This is a genomic window from Streptomyces sp. BBFR2, assembly GCF_044497305.1.
Classification (GTDB): domain Bacteria; phylum Actinomycetota; class Actinomycetes; order Streptomycetales; family Streptomycetaceae; genus Streptomyces.
Window position 1 is genome coordinate 6,796,458 of sequence record NZ_CP172415.1, and the last position, 19,343, is coordinate 6,815,800.

18 protein-coding genes are annotated in these 19,343 nt (G+C 72.9%); 10 read left to right on the forward strand and 8 right to left on the reverse strand.

Annotated elements, in window-relative coordinates:
- The first annotated feature begins 86 nt into the window (after positions 1 to 86).
- Both ACGH2B_RS28120 and ACGH2B_RS28125 read left to right on the forward strand, forming a co-directional pair.
- Positions 87 to 368 carry a hypothetical protein gene (locus tag ACGH2B_RS28120; protein ID WP_399095791.1) on the forward strand — a complete coding sequence of 94 codons (282 nt, stop codon included), beginning with the start codon at positions 87 to 89 and terminating at the stop codon, positions 366 to 368.
- Between the two features lie 151 nt (positions 369 to 519).
- Positions 520 to 1,158: a TetR/AcrR family transcriptional regulator gene (locus ACGH2B_RS28125; protein WP_399095794.1), complete on the forward strand. Its 639-nt coding sequence runs from the start codon at positions 520 to 522 to the stop codon at positions 1,156 to 1,158.
- Positions 1,159 to 1,228: 70 nt separating this feature from the next.
- Here the strand turns inward: ACGH2B_RS28125 and ACGH2B_RS28130 are convergent, their stop codons facing one another.
- The gene (locus ACGH2B_RS28130; RefSeq protein WP_399095797.1) at positions 1,229 to 2,518 is read right to left on the reverse strand and encodes a glycoside hydrolase family 18 protein; all 1,290 of its coding nucleotides are present in this window, start codon (positions 2,516 to 2,518) and stop codon (positions 1,229 to 1,231) included.
- Between the two features lie 338 nt (positions 2,519 to 2,856).
- On the opposite strand from ACGH2B_RS28130, the gene ACGH2B_RS28135 reads away from it, so the two are divergent.
- A complete protein-coding gene (locus ACGH2B_RS28135) occupies positions 2,857 to 4,029 on the forward strand; it encodes an acyl-CoA dehydrogenase family protein (protein ID WP_399095800.1) in 1,173 nt (390 codons plus the stop codon).
- Between the two features lie 232 nt (positions 4,030 to 4,261).
- On the opposite strand, the gene ACGH2B_RS28140 is transcribed toward ACGH2B_RS28135, so the two are convergent.
- On the reverse strand, positions 4,262 to 4,672 hold the full coding sequence (locus tag ACGH2B_RS28140; protein WP_399095803.1) for a hypothetical protein: 411 nt from the start codon (positions 4,670 to 4,672) through the stop codon (positions 4,262 to 4,264).
- 218 nt (positions 4,673 to 4,890) lie between these two features.
- On the opposite strand from ACGH2B_RS28140, the gene ACGH2B_RS28145 reads away from it, so the two are divergent.
- The 5 genes from ACGH2B_RS28145 to fxsA all read left to right on the forward strand — a co-directional run bounded on the left by ACGH2B_RS28145 (position 4,891) and on the right by fxsA (position 10,700).
- Positions 4,891 to 5,331, forward strand: coding sequence for an Lrp/AsnC family transcriptional regulator (locus ACGH2B_RS28145; protein ID WP_030288641.1), 441 nt, complete (start codon positions 4,891 to 4,893; stop codon positions 5,329 to 5,331).
- Between the two features lie 135 nt (positions 5,332 to 5,466).
- The gene (locus tag ACGH2B_RS28150; protein ID WP_399095810.1) at positions 5,467 to 7,107 is read left to right on the forward strand and encodes an amidohydrolase; all 1,641 of its coding nucleotides are present in this window, start codon (positions 5,467 to 5,469) and stop codon (positions 7,105 to 7,107) included.
- Between the two features lie 536 nt (positions 7,108 to 7,643).
- Entirely contained in the window at positions 7,644 to 9,311 is a 1,668-nt protein-coding gene (gene lnt, locus ACGH2B_RS28155) for an apolipoprotein N-acyltransferase (RefSeq protein ID WP_399095813.1), read from the forward strand.
- Positions 9,308 to 10,066 carry a polyprenol monophosphomannose synthase gene (locus ACGH2B_RS28160; RefSeq protein WP_399095816.1) on the forward strand — a complete coding sequence of 253 codons (759 nt, stop codon included), beginning with the start codon at positions 9,308 to 9,310 and terminating at the stop codon, positions 10,064 to 10,066. The genes lnt and ACGH2B_RS28160 overlap by 4 nt, the downstream gene beginning before the upstream one ends.
- Before the next feature lie 76 nt (positions 10,067 to 10,142).
- A complete protein-coding gene (gene fxsA, locus ACGH2B_RS28165; protein ID WP_399095819.1) occupies positions 10,143 to 10,700 on the forward strand; it encodes an FxsA family membrane protein in 558 nt (185 codons plus the stop codon).
- Between the two features lie 158 nt (positions 10,701 to 10,858).
- On the opposite strand, the gene ACGH2B_RS28170 is transcribed toward fxsA, so the two are convergent.
- The 4 genes from ACGH2B_RS28170 to ACGH2B_RS28185 form a co-directional block, all read right to left on the reverse strand.
- On the reverse strand, positions 10,859 to 11,236 hold the full coding sequence (locus ACGH2B_RS28170; RefSeq protein ID WP_026170122.1) for an RNA polymerase-binding protein RbpA: 378 nt from the start codon (positions 11,234 to 11,236) through the stop codon (positions 10,859 to 10,861).
- A gap of 363 nt (positions 11,237 to 11,599) precedes the next feature.
- Positions 11,600 to 12,955 carry an MFS transporter gene (locus tag ACGH2B_RS28175; RefSeq protein WP_399095822.1) on the reverse strand — a complete coding sequence of 452 codons (1,356 nt, stop codon included), beginning with the start codon at positions 12,953 to 12,955 and terminating at the stop codon, positions 11,600 to 11,602.
- 69 nt (positions 12,956 to 13,024) lie between these two features.
- Positions 13,025 to 13,825, reverse strand: coding sequence for a glycerophosphodiester phosphodiesterase (locus ACGH2B_RS28180; protein ID WP_399095825.1), 801 nt, complete (start codon positions 13,823 to 13,825; stop codon positions 13,025 to 13,027).
- A complete protein-coding gene (locus ACGH2B_RS28185) occupies positions 13,822 to 14,412 on the reverse strand; it encodes a YitT family protein (RefSeq protein ID WP_399097386.1) in 591 nt (196 codons plus the stop codon). Before ACGH2B_RS28185 ends, ACGH2B_RS28180 begins: the two co-directional genes overlap by 4 nt.
- 193 nt (positions 14,413 to 14,605) lie before the next feature.
- On the opposite strand from ACGH2B_RS28185, the gene ACGH2B_RS28190 reads away from it, so the two are divergent.
- Complete coding sequence (locus ACGH2B_RS28190; protein ID WP_399095828.1) at positions 14,606 to 16,111, forward strand: PLP-dependent aminotransferase family protein; 1,506 nt, start codon at positions 14,606 to 14,608, stop codon at positions 16,109 to 16,111.
- A 93-nt stretch (positions 16,112 to 16,204) separates the two neighbouring features.
- Here ACGH2B_RS28190 and ACGH2B_RS28195 read toward each other — a convergent pair whose 3' ends face one another.
- Positions 16,205 to 18,085, reverse strand: coding sequence for an ABC transporter ATP-binding protein (locus tag ACGH2B_RS28195; protein WP_399095831.1), 1,881 nt, complete (start codon positions 18,083 to 18,085; stop codon positions 16,205 to 16,207).
- Between the two features lie 277 nt (positions 18,086 to 18,362).
- The gene (locus ACGH2B_RS28200; RefSeq protein WP_399095834.1) at positions 18,363 to 18,545 is read right to left on the reverse strand and encodes a hypothetical protein; all 183 of its coding nucleotides are present in this window, start codon (positions 18,543 to 18,545) and stop codon (positions 18,363 to 18,365) included.
- A gap of 517 nt (positions 18,546 to 19,062) precedes the next feature.
- Here ACGH2B_RS28200 and ACGH2B_RS28205 point away from each other — a divergent pair.
- The gene (locus tag ACGH2B_RS28205) at positions 19,063 to 19,263 is read left to right on the forward strand and encodes a hypothetical protein (protein ID WP_399095837.1); all 201 of its coding nucleotides are present in this window, start codon (positions 19,063 to 19,065) and stop codon (positions 19,261 to 19,263) included.
- Positions 19,264 to 19,343 lie beyond the last annotated feature (80 nt).

The window sequence follows — 19,343 nt, forward strand, 5'->3', positions numbered from 1 at the left end:
GGCTCGGCCTGTACGCGGCCGGCACCGATCCGGTGGCCGCGGTGGTGTTCCTGGCGCTGATGGGCGCTGCACTCGGGCCGGTGTTCATGACCACCCGGAACGCGATGCTGCATTGCGCACCGGGCCGCACCGATATCGCACTCGCGGCCAACTCCGGCTCCTGCGACGCCGGTATCGCGACGGGCGCCGCGCTCGGAGGAATCGTCCTGCCGCTCGCCGACGTACGCGGCACATTCCTCGTCGGCGGGCTGCTGACACTCGGGGCCTGCGCGGCGTTACTCGGCAGACGACTGGTGCCCCAGCAGGCCGAAACCGGGAGCAGGAAGGGGAACGGCGTACGGCCGGAAGAGCCCCCTCCCGCCGGATAATCCCCGCCCAGCAGCCGGCGCGCCCGCCGCCCCCGGCCCCCGTCCACCGGCCCGAAGCGCAGGTGACCGCACCCGTAGCTCTCCCCGCGGCGTGGGGTGACGGACTGTCATACTGCGGAAAAATACGGCAGTTGGAGAAACAGGGCAGACTTTGAACAGGACACAGCAGCGTGGGCGGAGCGCTCGTGGCACCGATCGCTCGCAGGCGCGGCGGAAGGAACTCATAGCCATCGGGCGGACGTTGTTCGCCAACACGTCGTACGACGCCCTCTCCATGGACGACATCGCCCGGCACGCGGGCGTCGCCAAGGGATTGATCTACTACTACTTCACCAACAAACGCGGCTACTACCTCGCCATCATCGAGGACGCCGTCGCCCAGCTCGCCGAACGGGCCGACGCCACCCCCGACCTGCCCGCCTACGACCGCGTACGCCACACCGTCGACGGCTATCTGCGCTACGCCCAGCACCACCAGGCCGCCTACCGGGCGATCATCACCGGCGGCGTCGGCTTCGACGCGGAGGTGCAGGCGCTCCGCGACACGGCCCGCGCCCGGATGCTCACCGCCTTCGCCCGCGGTGCCTGGGGGCGCGACGATCTGCCCGTCCTCGCCCGTACGGCGCTGATCGGCTGGCTGAGCGGGGTCGAGGGCGTCACCCTCGACTGGATCGGGGAGCAGCGGCTGCCTCGTGAGACGGTCTGCGCGCTGCTGGTGCGCGGACTGGAGGACACCCTGCGCCTGATCGCGGAGTACGAACCGGACTGCCCGGCGCCGCCCGCGGGCTGAACCCGTACCCGGGTACGCGCGGAGGGCGGGAGGCCGCGGCCTCCCGCCCTCGTACGCGCCCGGCGAGGTGTTACTTGATCGCCTTGATCAGTTCGCCGTTCGGGGTGTCACCGCTCAGCTCCCAGAAGAACGTGCCGCCCATGCCCTGCTCGTTCTTGAAGGCCATCTTCCCGGCGATGGTCTCGGGGGTGTCGTAACTCCACCACTGGTCACCGCACTTGGCGTACGCGGTACCGGCGACCTTGCCGGTGGCCGGGCAGCGCTCCTTGAGGACCTTGTAGTCGTCGATCCCGGCCTCGTACTTGCCCGGGGCGGCGCCGGTCGCGGTGCCGCCCGGCTTGTCGTCGGTGACGCCCTTCCAGCCGCGGCCGTAGAACCCGATGCCCAGCAGCAGCTTGTCCGCCGGGACCCCGAGCTTCTTCAGCTTGGCGGTGGTGTCGGTCGTGTTGAAACCGGCCTTCGGGATGCCGTCGTACGAGGTGAGCGGGGAGTGCGGGGCGGTCGGCCCCTTGTCGTCCCACGCGCCGAAGTAGTCGTACGTCATCGGGTTGTACCAGTCGACGTACTGGGCGGCACCGGCGTAGTCGGCCTTGTCGAGCTTGCCGCCGTCCGAGGCGTCCGCGCTGATGGCCGCGGTCACCAGCTCGTCCTTGCCGAACTCCTCACGCAGCGCCTTCAGCACGTTGGTGAGGGCGTCCTTGCCGCTGGTGTCGCAGGTCAGACCGCAGTCGTTGGGGTACTCCCAGTCGATGTCGATGCCGTCGAAGACATCGGCCCACCGGGGGTCCTCGACCATGTCGTGGCAGGACTTGGCGAACGCCGCCGGGTTCTTGGCCGCCTCACCGAAGCCGCCGGACCAGGTCCAGCCGCCGAACGACCAGACCACCTTGAGGTTCGGGTGCAGCTTCTTCAGCTTGCGTAGCTGGTTGAAGTTGCCGCGCAGCGCACCGTCGTCCCAGGTGTCGGCCTTGCCGTCGACGCTCTGGTCGGCGGTGTACGCCTTGTCGTAGTCGGCGTAGGAGTCACCGATGGCGCACTTGCCGCCGGTGACGTTGCCGAAGGCGTAGTTGATGTGCGTGAGCTTGTCGGCGGAGCCGGACGTCTCGATGTTCTTGACGTGGTAATTGCGGTCGTAGACACCCCAGTTGGTGAAGTATCCGACGACCTTGTCGCCCGCCGCGGTGGCGGGCTTCGCCGTCACCGTCTTCGCCGTGGCGGCCGCCGGGTGCGCGGCGGTGGGGGCGCCGGCCGGGGCGGCGAGGGCCTGGCCCGCGAGCAGGGAGCCGGAGAGCGCCACCGTACACAGGGCGGTGGTGGCGGCGAGGGCTCGGCGTGATCGTCCACGGTGCGGTCTGAGCATGTCTTCTCCTCGGAGGGGGGACGAGGGACGGGACCCGACCTGCGTTCCGAACGGTCCAAAACGCGTGGGGCGTTGGGGAGAAGCTAGATGGACTAGACCAGTGCGTCAATGGTTCGGACCAATTTCGCGGCGGCTTCATCTCGCTCCGCGAAGATCGTTCCCCATCTGTCAACCCGTGACGCCTGGCCGCCGATCGGGCATACTCCTAGCGCCGCAGTCGCAGGTCATCGCGTTCCGAGACCCGGAAGGCAATCATCGGCTGGGCACCCGGAAGACGGCGCCGCCGCCCACCCCACGCGCGCGGTGCCGCCAGCGCCCGAGACGGAGGAGAGCGCCGCATGACCGAGCACGGCCCCCGCCCGGTGGACCGCAGTCTGCCCACCGAGGAAGCCCGCGATCTGCTGACACTCGTCAGGGATCTCGCCGAACGCGAGATCGCCCCGAGCGCCGCCGAGGAAGAGGAAGTCGGCCGCTTCCCGCGCGCCGCCTTCACCCTGCTCTCCGAATCCGGCCTGCTCTCCCTGCCGTACGCGGAGGAGTTCGGCGGCGGCGCCCAGCCCTACGAGGTCTACCTCCAGGTCGTGGAGGAGCTGGCCGCAGCCCGCCTGACCGTCGGCCTCGGCGTCAGCGTCCATACCCTTGCCTGTCATGCCCTCGCCGGATTCGGGACCGACAAGCAGCGCGCCGAGTATCTGCCGGCCATGCTCGGCGGCGGGCTCCTCGGCGCCTACTGCCTCTCCGAACCCTCCTCGGGCTCGGACGCCGCCTCCTTGACCACCCGCGCCGTCCGCGACGGCGACGACTGGATCATCGACGGCACCAAGGCGTGGATCACCCATGGCGGCGTCGCCGACTTCTACACCGTCCTCGCCCGCACCGGCGACAGCGGCGCCCACGGCATCACCGCCTTCCTCGTCCCCGGCGACGCCGACGGCCTGACCGCCGCCGCCCCCGAACGCAAGATGGGCATGAAGGGCTCGCCCACCGCCCAACTGCACTTCGACGGCGTACGGATCGGGGACGACCGGCGTCTGGGCGACGAGGGCCAGGGCTTCGCCATCGCGCTCTCCGCCCTGGACTCCGGCCGCCTCGGCATCGCCGCCTGCGCCGTCGGCGTCGCCCAGGCTGCCCTGGACACCGCGCTCGGATACACCGCCGAGCGGCGGCAGTTCGGCCGCCCGATCGCCGACTTCCAGGGTCTGCGCTTCCTGCTCGCCGACATGGCCACCCAGATCGAGGCGGGCCGCGCGCTCTACCTCGCCGCGGCCCGGCTGCGCGACGCCGGCAAGCCGTTCTCCAAGGAGGCGGCGATGGCCAAGCTCTTCTGCACCGACGCCGCGATGCGGGTGACCACCGACGCCGTCCAGCTCCTGGGCGGCTACGGCTACACCCAGGACTTCCCCGCCGAGCGCTACATGCGCGAGGCGAAGGTCCTCCAGATCGTCGAGGGCACCAACCAGATCCAGCGGATGGTCATCGCCCGCCACCTGGCCGGGCCGGAATCCCGCTGACCCCGCCGGAGCGGTGAACCCGCCCCGCACCAGGCCGCATCGGCGGAGAGAAGGCCCGTCCCGCGAAGGGGCGGGTCTTCTCCGTACGGGTGGGGCGGCCTGTGGCCGCGGCGTGCCGGGCGGGAAAGAACCCGGACCGGGGCGGTGGGGGAGGGGAGGAGTGGAGGGAGCGTCAGGCTCCCTCGCCCCGGGCGCCGTCGGGGCGGGCGCCGGTCGCCGTCGTACCGTTTCTTCAGACGCGGCGCATCCGTGGCACCCGAGGTGCGTGGGAGCCGTCGCCGCCGATGTGGGAGAACGGCTGGCGGCGCCAGTCCAGGCTCTCCGGCAGCGTCAACAGGACGGCGGCGTCCTGCTCGTGGGCGTCCAGCGCGTCCGGCGTCTGCGCGGCGTCGCTCACCGGCCGCCCCGAACCCTGGCAGACCGTCAGCCCGAAGGGGTTCCACGGCGAGGGGCACAGCGCGTGCTCGGGGAGGCTGTCCTCCTCGGCGAGCAGCGCGATGGGCTGCCCGCAGTCCGGGCACGCGACCCGGAAGATGTCGTACGTCCCGAACTCGTCCGGATCGTCGTCCTCGACGAAGCCGGGACTGTCGCCGTCCGTGGTGCCGGCTCGGGTCACAGAGGTGTCCTGCTTGACGCGTCGCATGGTGTGTTCATCCCCCTCGGATGGGCCGCACGGCCGCCGCTCCTGGGGCGGGCGGTCCGGGCCACCACCAGCAATTCCCCTCATGCCGCGCGCATAATCGCCACCGCCCTCCGGACAGCGGAGCGCACCTGTGGCGTTCGTCACATGAACGGCGTGCGGAGGTGTCCACGATCCGGCGCGCGGTGCGCGCGGGCGCGTCGGCACAGTAAGTTGAACGCGTGGAGGAGTTGGACCGACGAATCGTGGATCTGCTCGTCAAGGACGGGCGGATGAGCTACACCGACCTGGGCAAGGCCACCGGCCTGTCCACTTCGGCGGTGCACCAGCGGGTGCGCCGTCTGGAGCAGCGCGGGGTGATCCGCGGCTATGCCGCGATCGTGGACCCGGAGGCGGTGGGGCTGCCGCTGACCGCCTTCATCTCGGTCAAACCCTTCGACCCCAGCGCGCCGGACGACATCGCCGAGCGCCTCGCGGACGTCCCCGAGCTGGAGGCGTGCCACAGCGTCGCGGGCGACGAGAACTACATCCTCAAGGTCCGCGTCGCCACACCGCTGGAGCTGGAGCACCTGCTCAGCCGCATCCGCAGCCTGGCCGGCGTCTCGACCCGCACCACCGTCGTCCTGTCCACCCCGTACGAGGCGCGGCCGCCCCGCATCTGAGGCGGGCGGCGGGACGTGGGCGGACCCGGCCGGCCCGCTGCCGTATCCGTTCGGCCGGGGCGCATTTCCCGCCACGCGGTGCCTTCGCCCACCCCGCGCGCCGACCACGGCCCGGCAGGGGCGAAACTGTCCGGTATGAGCGAGCGCATCCCCGATCCGGCCCGTCCCCGTACCGTCCTGCTGCGCGGTGGGGAGGTGCACAGTCCCGCCGACCCCTTCGCCACCGCGATGGTGGTGGAGGGCGACAGCATCGCGTGGGTGGGGGAGGAGGGCGCGGCCGACTCCTTCGCCGAGGGTGTCGACGAGGTGGTCCATCTCGACGGCGCACTCGTCACCCCGGCGTTCACGGACGCACATGTGCACACCACGGCCACCGGCCTCGCCCTCACCGGCCTCGATCTCGCCCCGGCCACCCACCTCGCCGACGCGCTCGCCCGCGTCCGCGCCCACGCGGCGGCCCGCCCGCACGACCGGGTCCTCCTCGGCCACGGCTGGGACGCCGCCGCCTGGCCCGAGGGCCGCCCGCCGTCCCGCGCCGAACTCGATGAGGCCACCGGCGGCCGTCCCCTCTATCTCACCCGCGTCGACGTGCACTCCGCCGTCGTCACCACCGCCCTGCTCGACCTCGTCCCCTCCGTGCGTGACCTGGCCGGATTCCATCTTGACGCCCCGCTGACCGGCGACGCCCACCACGCCGTGCGCCGCGCCGCGTACGCCACGCTCACCCCCGCGCAGCGTGCCGAGGCGCAGCGCGCCGCGCTCGCCCGCGCCGCCTCGCTCGGCATCGGCAGCGTCCACGAGTGCGGGGGGCCTGAGATCTCCGGCGAGGACGACTTCACGGCGCTGCTCGCCCTCGCCGCCGAAGGTGACGGCCCGCGCGTCGTCGGCTACTGGGCCGAACTGGTCGCATCCGCAAAGGAAGCCGACCGTATCCGGGAACTGGGCGCCCTCGGCGCCGCGGGCGACCTCTTCGCCGACGGCTCCCTCGGCTCGCACACCGCCCACCTCCACGCGCCCTACGCCGACGCGGGCCACACCGGCACCGCCCACCTCGACGCCGAGGCCGTCGCCGCCCACGTCGCGCACTGCACCGAGGCCGGACTCCAGGCCGGCTTCCACGCCATCGGCGACGCTGCCCTGACCACCGTCACCGACGGCATCCGGGCCGCCGCCGACCGCGTCGGACTCGCCCGCGTCCGCGCCGCCCGCCACCGCGTCGAACACGCCGAGATGCTCACCGAACGCACCCTCGCCGCCTTCGCCGAGCTGGCCCTGACCGCCTCCGTCCAGCCCGCCTTCGACGCGGCCTGGGGAGGCGGTGAAGGCATGTACGCGGCCCGCCTCGGCGCCGACCGCGCCCGCACCCTCAACCCGTACGCGGCGCTGCTCAAGGCCGGGGTGCCGCTCGCGCTCGGCTCCGACAGCCCGGTCACCCCGCTCGACCCCTGGGGCACCGTCCGCGCCGCCGTCTTCCACCGCACCCGGGCGCACGGCATCTCCGCCCGCGCCGCCTTCACCGCCCACACCCGCGGCGGCTGGCGCGCCATCGGCCGCGACGACGCCGGGGTGCTGGTCCCCGGTGCCCCCGCCGACTACGCCGTCTGGCGCGCCGGGGAACTGGTCGTCCAGGCGCCCGACGAGCGCGTCGAGCGCTGGTCCACCGACCCCCGCTCCGGCACCCCGGGCCTGCCCGACCTCAGCCCCGGCCGTCCGCTGCCGGTCTGCCTGGCCACCGTCGTCGCCGGACGTACCGTCTTCGCGCGGCCGAACGAGTGACGTGGTGCGGCCGCCGACGTGCGCGGCGGCCGCACCGTACGCCCCTGCCGCGACTGGGATCGGCGGCCACCGCCGCGGCGGGGCGGCGAAAAGCCCCCGGATGCGGCGGCTGTTGACAGCAGGCGGTCGGCGGCCGGTAGGTTCGGCCGAGTCCACCACAGGACGTCCGGCCGGGAGTTCCGCGCCGTCGTCGGCCGCGGCTGGGCCACGGGCGGTGTGCCGGGACCGGACGCCGTCACTGTGAGCCAGGTCCAGCACCAGCGGCACGAGACGCGGAAAGGTTCCGGCCGGAGGGGTCCCTCCCGGCTCCCTGGAGAGCCGGGAGGACGGTGCGACCCCGGGAGGGGCCCGGACGCTCAGTAGACAACGGCTCTCGGTCGACCCGCAGCCAGCGGGTCCCAGGTCGGCCCGAAGGGCACCGGGCCCCTGTCCGCACCGCCCCGGCCGCTGCCGCCGCCCCGGCCCCCGCATCCGCCGCCCCGGTCTTCCGATGTACGGTCAGCTCACCACCCCACGACCTGCAGGAAGGCGCGACCGTGCCCCCGGGCCCCTCCGACACCACCGAAGCCGCGGACGACCGCGACGCGGCCGGCGGCCCGGTGCCGCCGTCCGCACCGGACGCGCCGCCGCGCCCCGGCCGGTGGCGCCGCCTCGGCGCCCTCGCCCGCCGCACGGCCTGGCGCACCGCGCTCGCCGCCTGCGCCGGGATCACCCTCGGCCTCGCCTTCCCGCCGTACGACCTGTGGCCGCTCTCCCTCGTCGCGGTCGCCGCGCTGGCGCTGCTGGTCCGTGGCCGGAGCGCCGCCCAGGGCGCCTGGCTCGGCCTCGTCCTCGGGCTGCCGTTCTTCCTGCTGCTGCTGAAGTGGCTGCACGTCGTCGGCTGGGACGCCGTGGTGGGGCTCTCGCTGGCCGAGGCGCTTTTCCTGGCGCTGCTCGGCGCCGGCCTCGCCCGCGTCTCCCGGCTGCCGTGGTGGCCGCTGTGGGGCGCCTGCCTGTGGGTCGCCGAGGAGTGCGCCCGCGACCGGCTCCCGTTCGGCGGCTTTCCCTGGGGGCGGCTGGCGTTCGCGAACACCGGCTCGCCCTTCACCCCGCTCGCCGCGCTGGGCGGCGCACCCCTGGTGACCTTCGCCGTCGCGCTGACCGGCGGACTGCTGGCGGCCTGCGCCGCCGGACTGTGGCGACTGCGCTCGGGCGGGACCCTGCGCCGCGCGCTGCCCGCCGTGGAGGCGTTCGGCCTCGCCGCCGCGCTCACCGCGGCCGGTGTCCTGGTCCCCGTACCGACGAAGGCCGACGACACCGTGGACATCGCGGTCGTCCAGGGCAACGTCCAGCAGCCCGGTATGGACTTCCTCGGCCGCCCGATGCAGATCCTCGACAACCACGCCCGGGCCACCGAGAAGCTCGCCGCCGACGTCCGCGCCGGCCGGGCGCACAAGCCCGACCTGGTCATCTGGCCGGAGAACGCCTCCGACCTCGACCCGTTCCGTTTCCCGCAGGCCCGTGACCGGATCGACGAGGCGGTCCGCGCCATCGGCGTGCCGGTGCTCGTCGGCGCCCTCGTCGACCACCCGACCAAGCCCGGGTACGTCTTCAACGAGGGCATCGTCTGGGACCCGGCCAAGGGCCCCGGCGCCTCGTACACCAAGCAGCATCCGGTGCCGTTCGGTGAGTACGTGCCGTTCCGGGAACAGCTCAGCAAGATCATTACGCGGTTCCAGCGGGTGCCGCGGGACTTCTACCCCGGCGACCACACCGGCGTCCTGAAGGTCGGCCCCGCCCGGCTCGGCGACGTCATCTGCTTCGAGGTCGCCTACGACGAGATCGTCCACGACACCGTGCGCGCCGGGGCCCGGGCCCTGGTGATCCAGACCAACAACGCGACCTACGGCCGCACCGGGCAGCCCGAACAGCAACTGGCGATGTCGAAGCTGCGCGCCGTCGAGCACGGCCGGGCCGTCGTCACCGCCGCCACCAGCGGGATCAGCGCGGTGGTCGCCCCGGACGGCAAGATCGTCCAGAAGATCCCGGAATTCACCCAGGGTGTCGTCTCCGCGCGCATCCCGCTGCGCGACGGAACGACGCTGGCCGACCGCGCCGGTGCGACGCCCGAGTGGACGCTCGCTATCGTGGGCCTTCTGTCCTGCGCCGCGCCCTCTGCGATCGGCCGGCGCGGGCGACCGAAGGACGAGAAGGGGCAGCAGTGACAGACGGCGGTCAGCGGCAGTACGGTCCGCTCGGCACCACCTTGGTGATCATCCCGACGTACAACGAGGCGGAGAACGTCAAGCCGATCGTCGAGCGGGTGCGGTCCGCCGTCCCCGAGGCGCACGTGCTCGTCGCGGACGACAACAGCCCGGACGGTACGGGCAAGCTCGCCGATGAACTCGCGGCCGCGGACGACCACGTCCACGTGCTGCACCGCAAGGGCAAGGAAGGGCTCGGCGCCGCCTATCTCGCCGGGTTCCGCTGGGGCGTCGAGCACGGCTACGGCGTCCTCGTCGAGATGGACGCCGACGGCTCCCACCAGCCGGAGGAACTGCCGCGGCTGCTCACCGCGCTCAAGGGCGCCGACCTGGTGCTCGGCTCGCGCTGGGTGCCCGGCGGCCGCGTGGTGAACTGGCCCAAGTCCCGCGAGTTCCTCTCCCGCGGCGGCTCCACCTACTCCCGGCTGCTGCTCGACGTACCGATCCGCGACGTCACCGGCGGCTTCCGGGCCTTCCGCGTCGAGGCCCTCGACCGGCTCGGCCTCGACGAGGTGGCCTCGCAGGGCTACTGCTTCCAGGTCGACCTCGCCCGCCGCGCGGTCAAGGCCGGGCTGCACGTCGTCGAGGTGCCGATCACCTTCGTCGAGCGTGAGCGCGGTGACTCCAAGATGAGCCGCGACATCGTCGTCGAGGCGCTGTGGCGCGTCACCGCCTGGGGCGTCGGCTCCCGCCTGGACAAGATCCGCGGGAAGTGACGCCCGGCCGCCCCGAGGTGATCGTCACGGCGACCCTCCGGGGCGGTGCGGGCGGGCGGCCAGGCACACTTGAGGCATGACGTTCGGAGCCACGCCCACGCCACCGTCCCGCCCGCCCCGGCGCTCCGCCGCCCGCCGCATCCTGCCGCTCGCGGTGATCGTCTGGTTGGTCCTGGAGTTCTGGCTGCTACGGCTGGTGGCCGAGGCGGCGGGCGGCTGGACGGTCTTCCTGCTGCTGGTCGCCGGGGTCATCGCCGGCGGTTACGTGATCAAGCGGGCGGGCCGCCGGGCCTGGCGCCGGCTGGCCGACTCGGTGCAGTCCGGTACGGCGCCCGAGCCCGCCAAGGACGGCGGCAACACCCTGCCGATGCTCGGCGGTCTGCTGCTGATCCTCCCCGGCATGGTCTCCGACGTGCTGGGCCTGCTCTGCCTCTTCCCGCCGACCGGCAAGCTGCTCCGCCGCCGCGCCGAGAAGCTGCTGACCCGCGGCGCGCGCCCGGCGCCCGGCTCCCTCGGTGACGCCTTCCAGCAGGCGCGGATGCACCGCCCGGACGGCAAGGTCGTCCAAGGCGAGGTCATCCGGGACGACGAGCCGCCGCGCCCGCCCCGCCAGGACCCGCCGCTGACCCGCTGAGCCGCAGGGGAGCGCCGCCGCGGGGTCGGGCCATGGGGGGAGGTGGCCCGGCGGACGGCGCCGCCCCCGGACACACGCAGGAGGGCCGGTGCCACCGTGGGGTGGCACCGGCCCTCGTGTGCTGCTGTGGTGCGGTACTGCGTCGGGAAGTCCGGTCGTCAGGCGGACTTGCGGTTGCTGTCGCGCGGATGCACGGCGATGTTCATGGTGCCGGAGCGCAGGACGGCCAGCCGCTCGGCCAGCACCTCCTCCAACTCCTCGCGGGTGCGCCGCTCCATGAGCATGTCCCAGTGCGTACGCGCGGGCTTACCCTTCTTTTCCTCCGGGCCGTCGCCATCCACCAGAAGCGAGGGCGCGCCACATACCTTGCACTCCCACTCCGGCGGAATCTCGGCCTCAACCGAGAACGGCATCTCGAATCGATGTCCGTTCTGGCATGCGTACTCCACCGCCTGGCGCGGGGCCAGGTCGATGCCGCGGTCGGTCTCGTAGCTGGTCACCACGAGTCGCGTGCCGCGAAGAGCTCGCTCACTCATGAATCGTGCCTCCCGGGCTTGTCGCCCACAGGACAGGTGTCGCTGTCGTCGTCATCAGGTCAACGTCCGGTCGGCGGTGAAGATTCCCGAATCCGGGATGGATGCGCCCGCCCGTCACCGACCACCGTTCCTGACGGAGGCGCCGTACGCCGCTGCTCACCTTCACCTGTCGCCCACCACCGTCCTTGACGGAGGCGCTGCGCGCCGATGCCTACCTTCGTGCCGCCCCTTGTTGTACCCACCAGCGCCCGTTTTGTCACATCTGACAGGAGATGTCACCCAGCGCCCTCGCTTCGGTGAACGCGCAGTAACGGTCCGCCTGGTGAGCCAAAGGCGTATACTACCGCGCCTCGTGCGCCGAAACTAAATCCGGTCCGGTACGGGGTTCCCGGCCGCCGCCACGGCCCGCCGCATCGGCACCCGCGCGAGCAGCACGAACCCCACCACGAAGAACACCCCCAGCGACGCGATCGCCTCCCGGTAGCTCCCCGAAAGCTGGTAGGCCACGCCGAACACCAGCGGCCCCAGCCAGCTCACGCCCCGGTCGCTGATCTCGTACGCGGAGAAGTACTCCGCCTCCTTGCCGCGCGGTACCACATGCGAGAAGAGCGAGCGCGACAGCGCCTGGCTGCCGCCCAGCACCAGGCCGATGGCCGCGGCCAGTACGTAGAACCACGCCGGCTCACCGGCCGGCAGCGCGCACCCCGCGGCGATCGTCGCGGTCCACGCCACCAGCGAGCCGAGAACCGTGCGCCGCGCGCCGTACCTACGGGCCAGCCGCCCCATCACCAGCGCTCCGGCCGCCGCCAGCACCTGGACCAGCAGCACCGAGATGATCAGCGTCGTCTGGTCGAGGCCCAGTTCCTGGGAGCCGTAGACGGACGCCTGGGTGATGACCGTCTGCACACCGTCGTTGTAGACGAGATACGCCAGCAGGAAGGCGAGAGTGAGGGGGTGGGCGCGCATGTCGCGCAGCGTCGCGCGGAGCTGGGCGAGGCCCTGGCCGAGGGCCGCGGATCCGGCCGTACCGGGGCGGTCCGCCGGCCGGTCCGCCCACCGGTCCCGCAGGCGCCGCAGCGGAATGACCGAGAACAGGCCCCACCACAGGCCGGATGACGCCAGGCAGATGCGGATCGCCGTGCCCTCGGAGAGGCCGAAGGAGGCGTGCGCGCCGTACAGCACCAGATGGGCGATGAGCGCCAGACCGGCCGCCGCGTAGCCGAACGCCCAGCCGCGGGTGGAGACCGCGTCCCGCTCCTCGGGCCCGGCGATCTGCGGCAGATAGGAGTTGTAGAGCATCATCGACACCACGAACGCGACGTTCGCGATGATCAGCAGCGCCCCGCCCAGCAGATACCGCGTGCCCTCCAGCCAGAACATCCCGGCCGTCGCCACCGAACCCGTCACGGCGCAGAGGCCGAGCAGCGGCTTCTTCCGGCCCGTTCGGTCGGCCACCGCCCCGGCCAGCGGCATCGCCAGCACCGACAGCAGCAGTGACGCCGAGACGGTGTACGCGAAGAACGAGCCGGGGCGCACGGGTATCCCCAGCGGATGGACGAAGCCGTCCGGACCCGCGGCCGCCTGCGCGATCGAGGTGAGGTACGGGCCGAGGAAGACCGTGAGCACGGTCGTCGAATAGACGCTGTTGGCCCAGTCGTACCAGTACCAGCCGCGCTGTTCGCGGCGGAGCGCGGCGAGCCGCGCGGGCTGTTCGTCCACGGTCGGTGCGTGCACCGGCCACCCCCGTCTTTCCCCCCGCGGCGGCGTGAGCGGGCGGCCCCCGGGGGGTCAGATCCAGGCGTTCCGTCCGGTCAGCACCGCACGCAGTGTGTCGATGTGATCGGTCATGATGCCATCCACTCCAAGATCCAACAGAGTTGCCATCCGGCCGGGGTCGTTCACCGTCCACACATGCACCTGGAGCCCCAGCGCGTGCGCCGCGCGGACGAACCGCCGGTCGGCCACCGGGATGCCCGACTGCCGCTCCGGGACCTGCACGCACACCGCGCTGCGCCGCACCGCCGCGCCCAGCAGCCGGTCCAGCGGCAGCGGCGCCGGGCCCAGCGAGCGCAGCCGCAGTCCGGCCACGCCCCGGGTGCCCAGCGATGTCGCCAGCCGCGGACCGGCCCGCCGCTGGGCCCGGGCCACCCGCGCCTCGGAGAACGAGCCGACGCACACCCGGTCCCACGCGTCCGTCCGCCGCACCAGCTCCACCAGCGGCTCCAGCGCCGCCTCCGCCTTCAGATCGACGTTCCAGCGCGCTTGGGGGAACTCCGCCAGCAGCTCCTCGAAGAGCGGCAGCGGCTCGCGCCCGGCGACCCGGGCGGTGCGCACCGCCCGCCACGGCAGCTCCCCGATCGCGCCCCGCCCGTCGGTGACCCGCTCCAGCGTCGCGTCGTGGAAGGCGACCAGCCGCCCGTCGGACGTGGCGTGGACATCGGTCTCCAGGTAGCGGTAGCCGCTCGCGACCGCGCGCCGGAACGCGGCGGCGGTGTTCTCCAGACCGTCCGCCGCCCCGCCGCGGTGGGCGAACGGCAGCGGCGCGGGGTGGTCGAGGTACGGGTGGCGGAGGCGTATCGCAGGGGTCACTCGGCAATTGTCGCCGGTGCGGACGGGGCGTCGTCGCCCGCCACCACCCGGGACGGCTCCGGCGGCAGCCCCTTGATCGCGAACCGGCGCAGGAAGAACTGCGCCAGCGGGCCGATCGCCAGCGCGTAGAGGACGGTGCCCACGCCGACCGAGCCGCCGAGGAGGAAGCCCGCGGCCAGTACGGTCACCTCGATGCAGGTCCGCACGAGCCGCACCGGCCGCCCCGTACGCCGGTGCAGTCCGGTCATCAGGCCGTCGCGCGGCCCCGGGCCGAAGCGCGCCGAGATGTACAGGCCGGTCGCCGTGCCGTTGAGGAGGACCGCGAGGATCAGCAGCGGGATGCGGATCGCCAGGGCGTGCTGGACGGGGACGAGCGCCAGTGTCGCGTCCATGACCAGGCCCAGCACGATGACGTTGGAGACCGTGCCGAGGCCGGGACGCTGGCGCAGCGGTACCCACAGCAGCAGGATCAGCGCGCCGGTGAGGATGGTGGCCGTCCCCATGGAGAGTCCGGTGTGCAGCGAGATGCCCTGGTTGAGCACGCTCCACGGCTCCAGCCCGAGCCCGGCGCGGAACTGGAACCCCATGCTCACGCCGTAGAGCACCAGCCCCGCGTAGAGCTGGGTGAGCCGGCGCGGCAGAAAGCGCCCCGGTGTCTTGTGCGTCTCGTCGATGGACAAGTTTCTTCCCTTTCCTGGCAGGATTGGACCGACGCCTGTCACCATGTGGCAGGTCGGTATCCATGATCGAGAGCCAATCCGGGAAAGGTGGACTGCCGTCATGGCGCAGTGGACTTCGGCGGTGGGTGCTCAGCAACTCGCCCGGCTCCTCCGCTCGCAGGACTCGGGAGGGGCCGAACCGGCGGCGGCCGGGCGCCGGTTGCCCGCCTACCGCACCCTCGCCGACGGCATCCGTCTCCTCGTCCTCGAAGGGCGTGTCCCGGTCGCCGCCCGGCTGCCCGCCGAACGCGAACTGGCCGGCGCCCTCGGCGTCAGCCGCACCACCGTCGCCGCCGCCTACGAGGCGCTGCGCGCCGAAGGCTTCCTGGAGTCCCGCCGCGGCTCCGGTAGCTGGACCGTCGTACCGGCCGGGAGCCCGCTGCCCACCCGCGGACTGGAGCCGCTGCCGCCGGAGGCCGGCGGCTCCATGATCGATCTGGGCTGCGCGTCGCTCCCGGCCCCGGAGCCGTGGCTGACCCGCGGCGTCCAGGGCGCCATGGCCGATCTGCCGCTCTACGCCCACACCCACGGTGACTACCCCGCGGGCCTGCCCGTCCTGCGCCAGGCCCTCGCCGACCGCTACACCGCCCGCGGCATCCCCACCATGCCCGAGCAGATCATGGTCACCACCGGCGCGATGGGCGCCGTCGCCGCCATCTGCAAGCTCTGTACCAGCCCCGGCGAACGCGTCGCCGTCGACTCCCCGTCGTACGCCAACATCCTTCAGTTGATGCGGGACGCGGGCGCCCGGCTGGTGCCGGTGGCGCTCGCCGAGCGGCTGGGCGGGTGGGACATCGCCGCCTGGCGTCAGGTGATGCGGGACGCGGCGCCGCGTATGGCGTACGTCGTCGCCGACTTCCACAACCCCACCGGCACCCTCGCCACCGAGGACCAGCGCCGCCGCATGGTGGACGTGGCGCGCGCGGCCGGCACGCTCCTCGTCGTCGACGAGACCATGACGGAGCTGCGGCTGGACGACGATCCGGAGCCGCCGCGCCCGGTTTGCGCGTTCGACCCGGCGGGCAGCTCCGTCATCACCATCGGCTCGGCCAGCAAGGCGTTCTGGGCCGGGATGCGGATCGGCTGGGTGCGCGCCGCGCCCGAGCTGATCCGCAGCCTGGTCGCCGCCCGCGCCTACTCCGACCTGGGCTCACCCGTCCTCGAACAGCTCGCCATCGCCTCGCTGCTGGAGACCGGCGGCTGGGAGGAGGCGGTCGCCCTCCGCCGCGAGGAGGCCCGGCGCAACCGGGACGCGATCGTCGGGGCGCTCCGCCGCGCGCTGCCCGACTGGGAGTTCACCGTCCCGCACGGCGGCCTCACCCTCTGGGTCCGCACCGGCGGCCTGTCCGGCTCCCGGATCGCCGAGACGGGGGAGCGGCTGGGCGTCCGGGTGCCGTCCGGGCCGCGCTTCGGGGTCGACGGCGCGTTCGAGGGATACGTACGGGTGCCGTTCACGGTCGGCGGCGCGGTGGCCGAGGAGGCCGCCGACCGGCTGGCCCACGCGGCACGGCTGGTGGCCGGCGGCCACACCGCCGGGGTGGAGCCGGTACGGACGCTGGTGGCCTGAGCCGGGTGAGGGCCGGGCTCCGGGCGTTCCCCCGGTCTTCGTGGCGACCGGGAAAGGGGGCCGGAGCCCGTCCGGCTCGTCGCCGCCCGTCCCTCACGTCCGCCCTTCGAACAGCTCCGTGTACAGCCCGCCGCGGGCCAGGAGCTGGGGGTGGGTGCCGGATTCGGTGAGGTGGCCGTCGTCGAGGACGAGGATGTGGTCGGCGGTGCTGGCCAGATCGAGGTCGTGGGTGATGACGAGAGTGGTGCGGCCGGCGGCGAGGTGGTGCAAGGGGGTCAGGATGCGTTGGGCGGCGAGGGTGTCGAGACCGGTGGTCGGCTCGTCGAGGATGAGGACCGGGGCGTCGCGGAGCATGGCGCGGGCGATGGCGACGCGCTGGAGCTGGCCGCCGGAGAGGGCCGCCGTGGACGGGGCGATGACGGTGTCGTAGCCGTCCGGGAGGTCGGTGACGAAGCCGTGCGCGTCGGCTGCCCGGGCGGCTCGGACCACCTCGTCGAGGGTGGGGGCGGGCGCCTCGCGGCCGCAGGCGATGTTGCGCTCGATGGTGTCGTGGAGGACGAGGGTCTCCTGGGGGAGCAGGGTGATGTTGCGGCGGAGGTCGGCGAGGGGGAGACGGTCGATCCGGATCCCGTCGAGGAAGAGGGCGCCGGCGTCCGGGTCGTAGAAGCGCAGGAGGAGGGCGGCGAGGGTGGACTTGCCGGCGCCGCTGGGGCCGGTGACGACCACGAACTCGCCGGGATGCGCGGTGAAGGTGAGCGAGTCGAGGGCGTTGTGCTGGGAGGAGTGCGGATAGCGGAACGTGACGTCGTCCACGCGGAGTTCGCCGTGGGCGCGGTGCGGGAGGGGGACGGCCCGGGCCGGGGGCGGGTCGGCCACGGCCGGGCGGGCGTCGAGGATCTCCAGCAGCCGGTCGGCGGCGGCGGTGGCGGCGGTGGCGGTGAGACCGAGGCGGCCGAGGGAGCGGATCGGCGGGTAGAGGTAGCCGATGAAGGCGGCGAAGGCGAGGAGCTGCCCCAGGGTCAGCCGGCCCGCCGAGATCTCCCAGGCGCCCAGACCGATGATGGACAGCACACAGAGAGTTTCCAGGATCTCGATGAACTGGTCGTAGAGGGCGCCGAGGCGGGCGCTGGCGACGGAGGCGCGGAGCCAGCGCTGGGCTTCCCTGACCAGGCGTTCCTCCTCGTCGCGCTGGCGGTTGTACGCCTGCGTGAGGACGACGTTGACCAGCGTTTCCTCGACGACGGAGGTGAGGGCGCCGTCGGCCGCCCGCTGGCGGCGGGTGACCTGGCGGATGCGGCCGGTGAAACGGCGGGTGGCGAAGTAGAAGAGGGGGGCGGCGATGAAGGTGGCGAGGGCCAGTTCCCAGCGCAGCCAGAGGGCGGCGGCGCCGTAGAAGAGGGTGGAGAAGAGGGCGGTGGAGGCGCCCACCACGCCGCTGACGACGAGCCGTTCGATGGCGTCGATGTCGCCGGTCAGCCGTTCCACCAGGTCACCGCGGCGATTGCGTTGGAAGAAATGCGGCGGCAGCTTCTGGAGATGGGAGAACACCCGGGCACGCAGGCGCAGCAGGAAGCGTTCCGCGGTCCAGGCGGCGAGGGAGTTGCCGAGATAGCCGACGGCGGCGCCGATCACGGCTACAACGAGCCAGGTGGCGGCGGGACTCCAGAAGGCGCTGACCGAGCCCTTCGCGAGGGCCCGGTCGGTGAGTTGGGCGAAGAGCAGGATCGTGGCGGTCTCGGCGAGGGCGGCGACGATGGCGCAGCCGATCACCGTCAGCAGCCAGCGGCGGTCGCCCCGGGTCAGCGGCCAGAAGCGGTGGAACGCCTCCGCGGCGCCGACATGGCGCGTCAGGATGGGCGCGTTGACGGGGAGTTGGATGCGCGGCGAGGAAGGGGGCGGCGCTTCCGGGGGCGGGGTGGGGGGTGCGGCGGAGGAGGCGAGCGGGTCCGCTTCGGGCAGGCGGTCGTGGGCCATTCGGCGCTCCTGGCCGTTGTCGGTGTCCTTCCGGCCCTCGGGGGTCTTCGCCGCACGGTGGTCGGCTGTCCTCCAGCCGCGGCCGCGGCGGTCGTTGCGGGGGCGCATGGTGGTGGCCGCGTGCAGGACCGTGGAAGTGGTTGACGGCAGATCACGAGGCCGACCCGCGCGGTGCGCGCGGGCCCGCCTCTGCCCGTGCCTCAGGTCCGTGGACCCGAGACACCTGTCATATGGTCGTCAACGGATATCGCAAAATCCGCGACAACGGACCGGACGGTCACCTGCGGCCGCCGTGGCCGCCTCCCCATCCACCGTGGCCGTCGTGGTCGCGACCGTGATGTCCGTCGCGGCCGCCGTAGTCGTCGCGTCCGCCGTGACCGTAGTCGTCGTCACCGCGACCGCCGCCACCGTGTCCATCACGGTCGTTGCGGATGCGGGGGAAGAACACCTTGAAGGTCATCTCTGCCTCCAGAGATCGGATGCCGCCGCGGCTTTCCCGGACCGTGCTCCGGTGGCGATTCGGCGCGCCCGTCAGGGCGTTCTCTGCGGTTCGTCCCAACAGAACGTTTCCACCGCGACACTTTCGACACTACGTCGGACATTCGGTGCCAACAAGTGCATTACGTGAAAACTGGATGAATCGCGCATATTGCTGTGGGTGTACGGGCGGTCGCCGATGGTCGGCGCGTGGCGGGCGGCTGCCCCGCATCCGTGCTGTGTCGGCGTTCCCCGCCGTTCGCGCAGGTCGTGTCGCGGGGTGCCCGGGGCCATGGCGTCCAGGTCCGGGCAGGGGCGCGGAGCCGGGGGCCGCTCCTTGCCGGGTATGGGCGGTGTGGGCCGCGGAGAGGGCCGGGTGCCCGTCGTGGCAGCGGTAGTTGGAGCGGTACGCCGCTGTGCCGCGGGGTCTTGTCGTACCTCCGTCGTACAGTGGATTCGCCAGCATGTTTGGGTGTCACCACACAGGAAACGCGAGGGCCATGTTGTCGTTCCTGAGCAAACTGAAGCAGCAGCGCGCCGAGTTGTTGGAGCAGCGCCGCATGGAGGCCACGATGGCGGCGGGCGCGCGGGGCGCCGGCCTGGAGGAGGCCAAGCGCGCCGGGGACCGGGCGGCGGGCCGTGGTACCGACATCGCCATAGCGGCGTCGGCCGCATCCGGCGCCGGCGCGGGCGGCTGCTGAACGGAGTGCGTCGGGGGTGAGACGGCCGGCCTCGGTCCCGGGGCTGCCTCCCCGGGTGCAGGGCCGCCGCCGGTCCGTAC